The 12953-nt window shown below is 64.0% G+C and carries 11 protein-coding genes; 8 read left to right on the forward strand and 3 right to left on the reverse strand.

From position 1 onward, the window contains the following. The first annotated feature begins 42 nt into the window (after positions 1 to 42). The 5 genes from folD to B015_RS0104955 all read left to right on the forward strand — a co-directional run bounded on the left by folD (position 43) and on the right by B015_RS0104955 (position 6013). Entirely contained in the window at positions 43 to 939 is an 897-nt protein-coding gene (folD, locus tag B015_RS0104935) for a bifunctional methylenetetrahydrofolate dehydrogenase/methenyltetrahydrofolate cyclohydrolase FolD (RefSeq protein ID WP_018426556.1), read from the forward strand. Positions 940 to 1010: 71 nt separating this feature from the next. Beyond that, positions 1011 to 1973 carry a GlxA family transcriptional regulator gene (locus B015_RS0104940; protein ID WP_018426557.1) on the forward strand — a complete coding sequence of 321 codons (963 nt, stop codon included), beginning with the start codon at positions 1011 to 1013 and terminating at the stop codon, positions 1971 to 1973. Between the two features lie 76 nt (positions 1974 to 2049). After that, positions 2050 to 3696 carry a VWA domain-containing protein gene (locus B015_RS0104945; RefSeq protein ID WP_018426558.1) on the forward strand — a complete coding sequence of 549 codons (1647 nt, stop codon included), beginning with the start codon at positions 2050 to 2052 and terminating at the stop codon, positions 3694 to 3696. A gap of 344 nt (positions 3697 to 4040) precedes the next feature. Beyond that, positions 4041 to 5570: an ABC-F family ATP-binding cassette domain-containing protein gene (locus tag B015_RS0104950; protein WP_026226903.1), complete on the forward strand. Its 1530-nt coding sequence runs from the start codon at positions 4041 to 4043 to the stop codon at positions 5568 to 5570. Positions 5571 to 5662: 92 nt separating this feature from the next. Continuing rightward, positions 5663 to 6013, forward strand: coding sequence for an MliC family protein (locus B015_RS0104955; RefSeq protein ID WP_018426560.1), 351 nt, complete (start codon positions 5663 to 5665; stop codon positions 6011 to 6013). A 43-nt stretch (positions 6014 to 6056) separates the two neighbouring features. On the opposite strand, the gene edd is transcribed toward B015_RS0104955, so the two are convergent. The 3 genes from edd to zwf form a co-directional block, all read right to left on the reverse strand. Continuing rightward, the gene (gene edd / locus B015_RS0104960; RefSeq protein WP_018426561.1) at positions 6057 to 7880 is read right to left on the reverse strand and encodes a phosphogluconate dehydratase; all 1824 of its coding nucleotides are present in this window, start codon (positions 7878 to 7880) and stop codon (positions 6057 to 6059) included. Between the two features lie 154 nt (positions 7881 to 8034). Beyond that, positions 8035 to 8730, reverse strand: coding sequence for a 6-phosphogluconolactonase (pgl, locus tag B015_RS0104965; protein ID WP_018426562.1), 696 nt, complete (start codon positions 8728 to 8730; stop codon positions 8035 to 8037). A 5-nt stretch (positions 8731 to 8735) separates the two neighbouring features. Next, positions 8736 to 10205 (reverse strand): glucose-6-phosphate dehydrogenase, encoded by a 1470-nt coding sequence (gene zwf / locus B015_RS0104970; protein WP_018426563.1) that lies wholly within the window; start codon positions 10203 to 10205, stop codon positions 8736 to 8738. Positions 10206 to 10475: 270 nt separating this feature from the next. Here zwf and B015_RS0104975 point away from each other — a divergent pair, with 270 nt between their 5' ends. The 3 genes from B015_RS0104975 (at position 10476) to B015_RS0104985 (ending at position 12940) form a co-directional block, all read left to right on the forward strand. Further along, positions 10476 to 11222 carry an SDR family oxidoreductase gene (locus tag B015_RS0104975; RefSeq protein ID WP_018426564.1) on the forward strand — a complete coding sequence of 249 codons (747 nt, stop codon included), beginning with the start codon at positions 10476 to 10478 and terminating at the stop codon, positions 11220 to 11222. A 109-nt stretch (positions 11223 to 11331) separates the two neighbouring features. Beyond that, a complete protein-coding gene (locus B015_RS0104980; RefSeq protein WP_018426565.1) occupies positions 11332 to 12456 on the forward strand; it encodes a beta-ketoacyl-ACP synthase III in 1125 nt (374 codons plus the stop codon). A gap of 109 nt (positions 12457 to 12565) precedes the next feature. After that, the gene (locus tag B015_RS0104985; RefSeq protein ID WP_018426566.1) at positions 12566 to 12940 is read left to right on the forward strand and encodes a hypothetical protein; all 375 of its coding nucleotides are present in this window, start codon (positions 12566 to 12568) and stop codon (positions 12938 to 12940) included. Positions 12941 to 12953 lie beyond the last annotated feature (13 nt).

Consider the following 12953-nt stretch of genomic DNA (forward strand, 5'->3'; position numbering starts at 1 on the left):
TGACAATGCCACGCTAGGCGTAGCAGCAGACAGGAGTTGACCATGGCTGAAATTATCGACGGGAAGAGTGTCGCAGCCGAGGTCGTCCAGGGCGTCAAGAAGTCCGCGGCGGCGCTGATAGCGCGTGGCGTGCAGCCGGGTCTTGCGGTGGTAATCGTCGGCGAGGATCCGGCCAGCCAGGTCTATGTTGCCTCCAAGTCGCGCATGGCCAAGGAATGCGGCTTCCATTCGGTCCAGCATACGCTGGCGGTCGATACCTCCGAGGCCGATCTGCTGGGGCTGGTCGAACAACTCAACGCCGATCCTACCATCCACGGCATCCTGGTGCAGCTGCCGCTGCCGGGCCATATTGACGCCGGCAAGGTCATCCAGACCATCGCTCCCGACAAGGATGTCGACGGCTTCCACTTCATGAATGTCGGCAAGCTCGCAACCGGCGAGGTCGAATCCGCGCTGGTACCGTGCACGCCCTTCGGCTCGATGCTGCTCATCGAGCGCTGCCACGGCAAGGATCTCTCGGGCCTCAACGCCGTCGTCGTCGGCCGCTCCAATATCGTCGGCAAGCCGATGGCCAATCTCCTGCTCGCCGCCAACGCGACGGTGACGATTGCCCATAGCCGTACAAAGGATCTGCCGGCGTTGTGCCGCACCGCCGACATCCTGGTCGCTGCCGTCGGCCGCCCGGAAATGGTCAAGGGCGACTGGGTCAAGCCGGGCGCCACCGTTATCGATGTCGGCATCAACCGCATCCCGGCCCCCGAGAAGGGTGAGGGCAAATCGCGACTGGTCGGCGACGTTGAGTTTGCCTCGGCTGAGAAGAATGCCGGCGCCATCACTCCAGTGCCCGGCGGTGTCGGCCCCATGACCATCGCCATGTTGATGGCCAACACGCTGGTGTCGGCCTACCGCCACGCGGGCTTCGAACGACCAGCTTTCTGAAGGCGGGCGGTGTTGTCCAGATCGACGCAGCTTCCTTGCCCAAGTCAACGCATTCTGTAGATTTGGCCTCCATGTCAGAGCCCCATGCCGTCGGCCGCCAGTTCGCTTTCCTGCTGGTCGACAAGTTCTCGATGTTCTCGCTCGTTGCCGCCATCGACACCTGTCGGTCGGCGAACCGCCTGCTCGGTCGCGACGTCTACAGCTGGACCACCGTGTCGCCCGACGGCGAGGCGGTGATGGCGTCCAACGGCCTACCGCTCAAGGTCGACTACAGCGTCGCCGATGTGCCGCCGGTCGACATCCTCTTTGTCTGCGTCGGCGTTGCCACAGAATTCCCCGGCAAGAGCAAGGTACTGGCGGCACTGCGCGCCTGGGGCCGCCGGGGTGGTTCGCTCGGTGCGCTGTCGGTCGGCTCCTATCTTCTGGCCGAGGCCGGCCAGCTCGATGGCTACCGTTGCACCATCCATTGGGAAAACCGCGCCGGCTTCATGGAGAAGTTTCCCGACATCGAATGCACCAACAACGTCTTCGAGATCGACCGCAAGCGCTACACCTGCGCCGGCGTGACCACCTCGATCGACCTGATGCTGGAAATCGTCAAGCGGGACTTCGGCTCCAACCTTGCCAACGAGGTGGCCAACCAGTTCCAGCACGAGCGCATCCGCTCGGCCGGCGACCGCCAGCGCGTCGGCCCCGAGCGCGACCTCACTGGCAAGTCCGACAAGCTCAAACGTATCGTCGAACTGATGGCCGACCATCTCGACGAGCCGTTGTCGGCGGTCCAGCTCGCAAAAACCGCGGGGCTGTCGGTGCGCCAGGTCGAGCGCCTGTTCCTGCGTCATCTCAACGTCACACCGGGGCGCTATTATATGCGCCTCAGGCTGGAGCGCGCGCGCGAGCTTCTGCGCCAGACCAACATGCCGATCCTCGACGTGGCCATCGCCACCGGCTTCACCTCGCATTCCTACTTCGCCCAGAGCTATCGCCTTCAGTTCGGTCGCCCACCGAGCGAAGAGCGACGGACGACCTACTGATCGCTGCCAGGGTTGTCAGCAGCAGGCCTCAAGTTTAGCTTCGCCAGACAGACGGTCTGAATCGGCGAGGGACAGCATGAAGGCGTTTTCGCGAACTTTCCTGGCGTCCATCGTCATGCTGACGGCGGCCTCGGCGCACGCCGCCGACCGCGCCATCATCGTGCTCGACGCCTCGGGCTCGATGTGGGGCCAGATCGACGGCAAGCCGAAGCTCGAAATCGCACGCGAGGCGCTGCGCTCCGTGCTCAAGACGGTGCCCGCCGACACGGAACTCGGGCTGATGGCCTATGGCCACCGCGAGAAGAGCAGCTGCTCCGACATCGAACTGGTGGTGCCGCCCGCTGTCGCTTCGGCAAGTGCCATCACGGCTGCTGCCGACGGCATGAAGTTCCTCGGCAAGACGCCGCTGACGGCGGCGGTCAAGCAGGCGGCCGAGGACCTCAAATACACCGAAGAGAAGGCGACCGTCATCCTCATCACCGACGGGCTGGAGACCTGCAACGCCGACCCCTGCGCGCTTGGCAAGGAGCTGAAGCAGAGCGGCGTCGACTTCACCGCCCATGTCGTTGGTTTCGGCCTGACTGCGGACGAAGGCAAGCAAGTCGCCTGCCTCGCTGAAAACACCGGCGGCAAATACATCCAGGCCTCCGACGCCAAGGGGCTGGAAGAAGCCTTGGCCCAGACGGTTGCCGCCCCTGCGCCGGCACCGGCTCCCGCGCCTGTGGCCGAGCCAGCCAAGCCCGAATTCAACTTCGTGCCCGAACTCGTGATGGCGCAGGGCGGCGACCCGTTGAAGGATGCGGGCAATGCCTGGGAAATCTACAAGGCCGCCGCCGACGGTTCCAAGGGCGAACGCCTGACCACCGAATACAACAACTACAAGGGCTCGCTTGAAGCGGGCGACTACGTCATCCGTGCCACGCTCGGCGAAGCCGGCGTCGAACAGCCGCTCAAGGTCGAGGCCGGCCAGGTGTACAAGCCGACCTTCGTGCTCAATGCCGGCACGCTGGTCATCCGCCCGCGCCCGAGCGAGGGCGGCGACATCGACACGGGTGCGACTGTCGTCTTCGACTTCCCCGGCGCCGACCATCCGGCGACCTACTACGGCCAGACCAAGGTGGTCCTGCCGGCGGGCGAGCAGAAGGTGAAGGTCACCATCGGCCAGGGCGAAGCCAGCGAGACCATCCAGCTCGCCGCGGGTCAGACCGTCGAGAAGGACATCGTCGCCGGCGTCGGCCGTGTCGTGGTCAATGCGCTTTATGCGCAAGGCGGCGAGAAGGTCGATGCTTCGGGTCTCGACGTGAAGATCTTCAAGGCCAGGAAGAAGATCGACGGAACGCGCGAGCAGGTGACCTTCGGCTTTGGCCCGGATGGCAAGTTCGACCTGCCCGCCGGCGACTATGTGGCCGTCGTGCGCATGGACCAGGCCGAGGTCGAGCAGCCCTTCAACATCCGCGTCGGCGAAGCCGGCGACGTGACGGCTGTGCTCGATGCCGGCGTGCTGGCGATCGACGCTCCCGGTGCCAAGGAGATCCGCGTCTATTCGGCAAAGAAGGACATCCAGGGCAACCGCAAGGAGTTTGGTTACGCCTACGACCAGAAGCACCAGACGACGCTGCCGACAGGCGAATATGCTGTCGAAGTCGACCGCGGCGACGCCGGCAAGAAGGACGGCACGGCAAGGGTCAATGCCGGCGAGCGCACTGAGCTGAAGATCGACTAGGATTGCCAGCCGCCGCGCATGCGGTTATGAAGGCGGCGCAACTCGAACAACAAAGGAGGGCTGCGTGCATACGTTTTTTCGTCACCACCGTCAGCGCGGCCCCGTCCATGCCCTGCAAATGCGTTTGCAGGGCTGACCACAGACGAGATGCCAGCCGCATCTGCCTCAGTGGCACGATGCGAGACTTATGAAGCTGTTCTCTTTTCCGGTCTGCCCTTCGTGATGATGCAGTGCTGAGCATGTTGCTCGTCCGCCTGCATCGTGAGCTTTCCGCCGGACCCGGTTTCCCCATTTGTGCACCCTTGATGGTGCGGGCGACGGTCCGGACAGACCAGAGAACGAAAATGGCTTTGATCAATCTGCGGTCGCTTGGCGTCACCATCGGTGCGCCGCTCTTCTCCAACCTCAACCTGTCGGTCGAGCCGGGCGATCGCCTGGGCATCGTCGCTGCCAACGGCCGTGGCAAGTCCACCTTGCTGCGCGCCATCTCGGGCAGCTTCGAACCGACCTCGGGTGACATCACCCGTTCGCGCGGGCTGCGGGTCGGCTATGTCGAGCAGGACGTGCCGGCGACCCTGCTGGACGCGACCTTCTACGATGCCGTGCTGCAGGCTCTGCCGGCCGATCAGGCCGAAAGCGAGAGCTGGCGGGTCGACGTCGTGCTTGGTGAACTCGACGTTCCGGAGGAACTGGTTCACAGGCCGCTGTCGAAGCTGAGCGGCGGATGGCAGCGCCTTGCGCTTTTGGCGCGCGTCTGGGTAACCGAGCCCGATATGCTGCTTCTCGACGAACCGACCAACCATCTCGACCTAACCCGCATCGGGCAATTGGAAGGGTGGCTGAATGCCCTGCCGCGCGATGTGCCGGTTGTCATCTGCAGCCACGACCGCGCCTTCCTCGACGCGGTGACCAACAAGACGCTGTTCCTCCGGCCGGAGAATTCACAAAGCTTCTCGCTGCCCTATTCGCGGGCGCGCGAAGCGCTCGATGAGATCGACGCCTCGGACGCCCGCCGTTTCGAAAAGGACATGAAGACGGCCCAGCAACTGCGCCGGCAGGCCGCAAAGCTGAACAATATCGGCATCAACTCCGGTAGCGACCTGCTTGTCGTGAAGACCAAGCAGCTGAAGGAGCGGGCCGAGCGGATCGAAGACAGCGCGCGTCCGGCCCATCTCGAACGATCCGCCGGAACCATCAGGCTGGCAAACCGCGGTACGCATGCCAAGGTGCTGGTGGCGCTCGACGATGCGCCTGTTACCACACCCGACGGTACGTTGCTGTTCAGGACCGGCAAGCTGTGGATACGCCAGGGCGACCGCGTTGTCCTGCTGGGCCGCAACGGTGCCGGCAAGACGCGGCTGGTCAATATGCTCAGGCGCGCCATCGCCCAGCCGGACGTCGCTGTTAATGGCATCAAGGCGACGCCCTCGCTGGTGCTGGGCTACGGCGATCAGGGGCTGTCCGACCTTGCCGACAAGGACAAGCCGATGGACGTGCTGACGCGCCGTTTCGAGCTCGGCGAGCAGCGCGCCCGCAGCTTGCTCGCCGGAGCGGGCATGACCGTCGAGATGCAGTCGAACCCGATCGGTCGTTTGTCGGGCGGCCAGAAGGCGCGCCTCGGCATGCTTGTGCTCAGACTGACCAACCCCAACTTCTACCTGCTCGATGAGCCGACCAACCATCTGGATATCGATGGGCAGGAAACGCTGGAGGCTGAGCTTCTGAAACACGAGGCGAGCTGCCTGCTTGTATCGCACGACCGCAGCTTCGTCCGCGCCACAGGCAACCGTTTCTGGCAGATCGAGAAACGCAGGTTGGTCGAGGTGGAGAGCCCGGAAGGCTTCTTCACCGACGTGGCAAGAAACGGCGCCTAGCCTTTGGCGTGAAAAAAACTGCCGGAGCTTCGGCTTCGGTAGTCTGTTTCGCCGTGCTATCGTCGGCATGACGAGCAATTCGGGAGACCGTCATGCGCTTGAGCTTCACTGCGATCATCCTCGCTGCCGTGACCAGCGCGGCAATGGCCTCGACCGTGACGCTGGAACTGCCGGGCAGTGCACCGGTCGAGCGCAACTCCGTCAGCTACAAATGCGGCGACCAGGCCGTGAAGGCCGAATACGTCAATGCCGGCGACAATTCGCTCGTGGTGCTGACACTCGGCGACCAGACCGTCGTGGCCGTCACCGTGCTGAGCGGCAGCGGTGCGAAATATGCCGGTCAGCAATATGTCTGGTGGACTAAGGGCGACAACGCCGACCTCTACGACCTGATGAAGGGCGAGGACGCTCCGGCGGTGCTGTCGTGCGAGGCGGTGAAGTAGAAGGAAGCTCGGCCTCTCGGTCGAGCTTCTGCATTAGACAGAATTACGCCGTCCCGAACGCGCTCGCGCCGTGGTCGGCACGGCCGACCATCTGGCGGAAGCCGGCGAACAGCTCGCGGCCCATGCCGTGTTCGTTGTCCGAGAGGTCGCAGACGGGCTTTGGCCGCGCGGCGAGTTCGGCCGCCGGCACCAGCACTTCCAGCGTGCCGGTCTCTGCGTCGAGCCGGACGATGTCGCCGTCATGGACGCGGCCGATCGGCCCGCCTTCGAGCGCTTCCGGCGTAACGTGGATAGCTGCGGGCACCTTGCCTGAGGCGCCCGACATGCGGCCATCGGTGACCAGCGCCACCTTGTGGCCGCGGTCCTGCAGAATGCCGAGAACGGTCGTCAGCTTGTGCAGTTCCGGCATGCCGTTGGCCTTGGGGCCCTGGAAGCGGATGACGGCGACGAAGTCGCGGTCGAGCAGGCCAGCCTTGAAGGCGTCGTTGAGTCCCTGCTGGCTGTCGAACACCAGCGCCGGCGCCTCGATGATGCGACGTTCGGGCTTCACGGCTGAGGTCTTGATGATGGCATGGCCGAGATTGCCGCCGAGCACCTTGAGCCCACCCGTGGGTTGGAAGGCCTTTGTGGCGGGTGCCAGCACCTTGTCGTCGCCACTCTCCTTGGGAGCCGCTTCGCGCACGACGGACCCGTCGGCGCCGAGCTTGGCTTCGACGGCATAGGGCCGCAGGCCTTCGCCCCACACGGTCTGCACATCCTCATGTACAAGGCCGGCGTCGAGCAGCTCGCGGATCAGGAAGCCCATGCCACCGGCCGCCTGGAAATGGTTCACGTCTGATAGACCGTTCGGATAGACACGAGCGAGCAGTGGCACCGCATCCGACAGGTCGGAAATGTCCTGCCAGGTCAGGCGGATACCGGCTGCGGCGGCCATGGCGATCAGGTGGATGGTGTGGTTGGTCGAGCCGCCTGTCGCATGCAGGCCGACGACGCCGTTGACCACCGAACGCTCGTCGATCATGCGGCCTACCGGCGTGTAGGCGTTGCCGAGCGCAGTGATCGCCAGCGCCCTCCGGGTCGCCTCGCGGGTCAGCGCGTCGCGCAGCGGCGTGCCCGGATTGACGAAGGAAGCGCCCGGCGTGTGCAGGCCCATGATCTCCATCAGCATCTGGTTGGAGTTTGCGGTGCCGTAGAAGGTGCAGGTACCCGGGCCGTGATAGGACTTGGACTCGGCTTCGAGCAGCTCGGCGCGGCCGACCTTGCCCTCGGCGTAAAGCTGGCGGATCTTGGCCTTCTCGTCATTGGGCAGGCCCGAGGTCATCGGTCCGGCCGGCACGAACACGGCGGGCAGGTGGCCAAAGGTCAGGGCCGCGATCACCAGGCCCGGCACAATCTTGTCGCAGACACCGAGATAGACCGCAGCGTCGAACATGTTGTGGCTGAGGCCGATGGCGGCTGCCATGGCGATCACGTCGCGCGAAAACAGCGACAGCTCCATGCCCGGCTGGCCCTGGGTAACGCCGTCGCACATCGCCGGCACACCGCCCGCCACCTGGGCGATACCGCCGGCTTCGCGCGCTGCGTCCTTGATCAGTTGCGGATAGGTCTCGAACGGCTGATGCGCCGACAACATGTCGTTGTAGGAGGTGATGATGCCGAGATTGGCCACCTTGTCGCCGCCGAGAGCGACTTTTTCCGAAGGGCTGCAGACGGCAAAACCGTGGGCGAGGTTGCCGCAGGACAGAACGCCTCGGTTGGCGGTCTTGCCTGCGGCACTGGTGATGCGGTCGAGATAAATCTCGCGGCTGACCCTCGAGCGTTCGCGGATGCGCTCGGTGATGGCTTGGATGTCTTTCCTGGCGGTCATGGCCTGTCCTTTCAACTCGGAGCCCGAATTGGGGGGAGCTTCGGGCTGGCGCACGGACCGGAATACGGCGCAGCCGATTGCGCCAGGCCATGCTCGATTTCGGCATTCAAGGCGCAGCGGTCCCGGAGGATGCGCGACGCTTGGAGGCGCCCGGTCAGGGCGCCCAGTAGATCTCGGCGGCGCGTGGCGCCTGGTCGAGCACGGTGCGGATCGGCAACGGCCTTTCGGCGGCAAGTGCTGCCTCGATGACGTTGCGCTTTTCAGCGCCTTCGATGTGCACGATGACAAGTCCGGCGCCGATGAGCGCAGGCAGCGTCAGCGTCAGCCGCGTCTCGCCGGCACTTTCGGAATGCACCGGCATGACAAGCCGCGATGATGCCGGGTCGAGCAGGGCTTCAAGCCCCTGGGCATCGGGAAAGAACGAGGCGGTGTGGCCATCTGCACCCATGCCCAGGATCGCGGCGTCGAGCGGCCAGGGCAGGGACCTCAGCTTGATATCGGCGAGGTCCGCGCCCTCTTCTACTGACGCCGCTTCATGAAACAGCGGCGCGAAGCGCGCGCCCGCCGCTTCGTTCTGCAACAGGCTGGCCTTGGCAAGTGCTGCATTGGAGCGCGGCGAGCTTTCCGGCACGAACCGTTCGTCGACCAGCGTCACCGTGACCTTGCTCCAGTCGAGCACCTGTTTCGACAGGGCCGCGAAGAAGCGGCCGGGCGTGGTGCCGCCCGACACGGCGAGGAATGCCGTGCCACGACTGATGATTGCAGCCTTCAAGGTGTCGGCCACCTTGGCGGCAAGGCCTGCCGCCAGTTCGTCCCTTGTCTCGAATTCGTTCCAGCGAGGGGCTGCCATGGCGCTCAATTGCTCTCGTGCCAGGTGCGGCCATCGCGCTCGATCAGCGCGATCGACGCCGACGGGCCCCAGGTGCCGGCGGTGTAGCCCTGGGCTTCCTGGCGGCTGCCTTCCCAGGCGTGCTGGATCGGGTCGATCCACTTCCACGCGGCCTCGACCTCGTCGCGGCGCATGAACAGCGTCTGGTTGCCGCGTACCACGTCCATGATCAGGCGCTCATAGGCGTCAGGTGCGCGGCCGTCGAAGGACTGGGCAAAGCTCATGTCGAGCGGGATCTGGCGCAGGCGCATGCCGCCCGGGCCCGGATCCTTGATCATGATGTACTGCTTCACGCCCTCGTCGGGCTGCAGGCGGATGACCAACTGGTTGTTGAAGATCGGCCCGGCACTCTCGCCGAAGATCGAGTGCGGGATCGGCTTGAACTCGATGACGATCTCGGAGACGCGGGAGGCCAGCCGCTTGCCGGTGCGCAGGTAGAACGGCACGCCGGCCCAGCGCCAGTTGGCGATCTCGGCCTTGATGGCAACGAAAGTCTCGGTGGTGCTCTCGGCGCCCAGCTCCTCGATGTAGCCCTTGACCGGGCCGCCGGCAGAGGCGCCGGCGCGGTATTGGCCGCGCACCGTCTGCTTGGGGGCCTCGTTGCCGTTGACCCGCTTCAGCGCGTTCAGCACCTTGAGTTTTTCGTCGCGCACCGCATTGGCCTCCATCGAGGCAGGCGCCTCCATGGCGACGAGGCAGAGCAACTGCAGCATATGGTTTTGCACCATATCGCGCAGCGCGCCGGCCTTGTCGTAATAGGTGACGCGGTCTTCGAGGCCGACGGTTTCGGCAACCGTGATCTGCACATGGTCGATATGGGCAGAGTTCCACAGCGGTTCGTAGAGCGCGTTGGCGAAACGCAGCGCCATGAGGTTCTGCACCGTCTCCTTGCCTAGATAATGGTCGATGCGGAAAATCTGGTGTTCGCCGAAGTCGTCGCCGATGGTGTCGTTCAGCGCCTTCGCCGATTCGAGGTCGCGGCCGATCGGCTTCTCGACGACAATGCGCGAATCCGGCGTGATCAGCTTGTGCTGCTTGAGATTGTCGGAGATATCGCCAAACAGGCTGGGCGAGACGGCAAGGTAGAAGACGCGGATGCGCTTGCTGTCGGCCACCGATTTCTTGAGGTCCTCGAAGCCGTCGCCCGACTTGGCGTCGACTGTGACGTAGCTCAACCGGTCGAGGAAAGTCGCGAGTTCCTTTTCCTCGATGTATTCTGGCTTCACGTGGTCGGAGATCGCTTTCTTGGCGAAGGCGCGGAACTCCTTGTCGTCCATCTTGGTGCGCGACGCGCCGATGATGCGTGTCGGCTCGGAGAACTGGTGGTCGCGCTGGCGGTGATAGAGCGCCGGCAAGAGCTTGCGTTCCGACAGGTCGCCGGTGCCCCCGAAAATGATGAAGTCGAAAGGATCGACGGGGATGATCTGGCTGGTCATGATCGTTCCAATTTCAAGACGATTTTCGCGTCGCCGCCTGATATATTCTAATCGATTTAAAAGCGCTAGTGCAAAAGCCGGCACCACGCTGTTCACAGTTTCGTTTTCGGCTCCGCGAATGGCTTGCCGAACATAGGGCTTCGGCGCGCCAAAATCCAAAGGAGAAGCCACTGGTCCGATCCTTTGTCATGGGCTGACCGGGGGCAAGCATTGCCGCTTGTAGCTGTGGCGGCTAGACCGGAAGCGAAGAACGAGATGGGGCGGAAGACGATGCGTCTGAAAGACAAGGTTGCGATCATCACCGGTTCAGCCGCCGGTTTCGGCGAGGGCATGGCCAAGCGTTTTGCCGAGGAAGGCGCCAAGGTCGTTGTCGCCGACCTCAACACGAGGGAAGCCGAACGCGTTGCCGCCGAGATCGGCGACAATGCGATCGCGGTCACGACAGACGTCTCACTCAAGCCCGAATTCGACGAACTCGTCTACGCCGCCAAGAGCGCCTTCGGCCGCATCGACATCATGGTCAACAATGCCGGCTACACCCACCGCAACGGCGACATGATCGATGTCGAGGAGGAGGTCTTCGACCTGATCACCGCCGTCAACATGAAGGCGATCTACCACGCTGCCCGAGCAGTCGTGCCGATCATGGAGCGGCAGGGTGGCGGCGTGATTTTGACCACGGCGTCGACCGCGGGGCTGAGGCCGCGACCGGGTCTCACCTGGTACAACGCCTCGAAGGGCTGGGCGATCACCGCCACCAAGTCGATGGCTATCGAGCTCGCGCCGAAAAACATCCGCGTCAACTGCCTCTGCCCGGTCGCCGGCGAGACCGGCATGCTGGAGAAATTCATGGGTGCCGACACGCCGGAGATCCGCGAAAAATTCCGCTCGTCGATCCCGCTCGGCCGCTTCTCGACGCCGCTCGACATCGCCAATGCTGCCCTGTTCCTCGTCTCCGACGAAGCCGCGCTGATCACGGGCGTGGCCATGGAAGTGGACGGCGGGCGCTGCATTTGAGCGTTTCTGCCGCGAGGTAACCGCGCATTCGGCGTTGAATCGAGGCTGTGGAGCTTGACCGGCTGGCCTCAAACCCTATTCCAATGATGCAAGACCGATAGGGGACGCCATGCACAAGGTTGCGATCAGCGGTACCGGCATCTTCACGCCGGAGGAAGTCATCACCAACGCCGAGTTGGTGGCCTCCTACAATGAATATGCCCACCGCCAGAACAGGCTGCACGCCGACGCCATCGAGGCCGGCGAGCGCGAGCCGATGGCGATGTCTTCGGAAGAATTCATCGTCAAGGCATCAGGCATCGAGCGCCGCCATGTCGTCTCCAAGTTCGGCATCCTCGATCCTGGCATCATGCACCCGGTTCTGGCCGAGCGCGCCGAGGACGAGCTGTCGTTGATGGCCGAGATTTCGGTCAAGGCGGCCGACAAAGCGATGAAGAAGGCCGGGCTCGCCGCCCAGGACATCGACGCCGTCATCTGTGCCGCCTCCAATCACGAGCGCGCCTATCCGGCCATCGCCATCGAGGTGCAGCAGGCGCTCGGCATCAAGGGCTTCGCCTTTGACATGAACGTCGCCTGTTCTTCGGCGACCTTCGGCATCCAGCTTGCATCAGACATGATCCGCACCGGTTCGGCGCGTGCGATCCTGATGGTCAATCCGGAGATCACCTCGGGCCATCAGGAATGGCGCGACCGCGACTGCCATTTCATTTTCGGCGATGTCTGTACTGCGGTCGTGCTGCAGCGCGCCGACGAGGTGAAGTCGGAAAACGCCTATGAGGTGCTGGCCACCCGCTGCCTCACCGAGTTCTCCAACAACATCCGCAACAACAATGGCTTCCTGCGTCGCACGCGCGAAGGCCATATGGTCGACCGCCGCGACATGCAGTTCCACCAGGAGGGTCGCAAGGTCTTCAAACAGGTGGTGCCGATGGTGGCCGAACTGATGCTAGGCCATCTCACTGAGCAGGGCATCGAGCCGCAAAGCCTGTCGCGGCTGTGGCTGCACCAGGCCAACAAGGGCATGAACGACTTGATCGGTTCGAAGGTGTTGGGGCGCGAGCCGAGCCGTGAGGAACAGCCCAACGTGCTGCAGGATTACGCCAACACCTCGTCGGCCGGTTCGATCATCGCGTTTTCGAAGTTCTCCGACGACCTGCCCGCTGGCAGCCTCGGCGTCATCTGTTCCTTCGGCGCCGGTTACTCGGCCGGCTCCGTCATCGTCAGGAAAATGTGAGCCGTCCCTCGGCGAATACTGGCATCGCCTGACTGTCGATCGGTCGCTGTAATGTGCGGGCAATCTTCGCCGCCTAGCTGCGCTCATCGATCACGGGAACAGGTTCTTGATGTCCGCATCTCTGCTGCGCTTCGGCGCGTCCGCCGTCCTTGCCGCATTTGTCGTATCGGGCTGCGTCTCAGACACCATGAGGGATCATATCGGCCGGCCCGTCGACGAATTGGTCTATGAGTATGGCCCGCCGAGCGGCGTGCTCGATCTCGGGCAAGGCGAGCGTGCCTATCAGTGGCGCAACCTGTCGCGCCCTGGCGTGCCGCGCCGGCCGTATGGCGACGACTTCGACGATTATGGCAGTCGCGGCGGCTATGACGGTTCGGCGCGGCCGGGTAGGGGCATTGACGGCTGCTTCTACACCTTCCATGCGCGCTGGTCCGGCCGCTGGTACGTGACCGGCTTCCAGAAGCCCGAGCCCCATTGCGAATAGAGGCAGAGCCTGG

Origin of the sequence: Hoeflea sp. 108 (assembly GCF_000372965.1) — a bacterium.
Taxonomy (GTDB): domain Bacteria; phylum Pseudomonadota; class Alphaproteobacteria; order Rhizobiales; family Rhizobiaceae; genus Aminobacter.

What these genes read in the sequence shown, in the direction of transcription:
- folD (WP_018426556.1), top strand. Translation starts at nt 43, where the DNA reads ATGGCTGAAATTATCGACGGGAAGAGTGTCGCAGCCGAGGTCGTCCAG.
- B015_RS0104940 (WP_018426557.1), top strand. Translation starts at nt 1,011, where the DNA reads ATGTCAGAGCCCCATGCCGTCGGCCGCCAGTTCGCTTTCCTGCTGGTC.
- B015_RS0104945 (WP_018426558.1), top strand. Translation starts at nt 2,050, where the DNA reads ATGAAGGCGTTTTCGCGAACTTTCCTGGCGTCCATCGTCATGCTGACG.
- B015_RS0104950 (WP_026226903.1), top strand. Translation starts at nt 4,041, where the DNA reads ATGGCTTTGATCAATCTGCGGTCGCTTGGCGTCACCATCGGTGCGCCG.
- B015_RS0104955 (WP_018426560.1), top strand. Translation starts at nt 5,663, where the DNA reads ATGCGCTTGAGCTTCACTGCGATCATCCTCGCTGCCGTGACCAGCGCG.
- edd (WP_018426561.1), bottom strand. Translation starts at nt 7,880, where the DNA reads ATGACCGCCAGGAAAGACATCCAAGCCATCACCGAGCGCATCCGCGAA.
- pgl (WP_018426562.1), bottom strand. Translation starts at nt 8,730, where the DNA reads ATGGCAGCCCCTCGCTGGAACGAATTCGAGACAAGGGACGAACTGGCG.
- zwf (WP_018426563.1), bottom strand. Translation starts at nt 10,205, where the DNA reads ATGACCAGCCAGATCATCCCCGTCGATCCTTTCGACTTCATCATTTTC.
- B015_RS0104975 (WP_018426564.1), top strand. Translation starts at nt 10,476, where the DNA reads ATGCGTCTGAAAGACAAGGTTGCGATCATCACCGGTTCAGCCGCCGGT.
- B015_RS0104980 (WP_018426565.1), top strand. Translation starts at nt 11,332, where the DNA reads ATGCACAAGGTTGCGATCAGCGGTACCGGCATCTTCACGCCGGAGGAA.
- B015_RS0104985 (WP_018426566.1), top strand. Translation starts at nt 12,566, where the DNA reads ATGTCCGCATCTCTGCTGCGCTTCGGCGCGTCCGCCGTCCTTGCCGCA.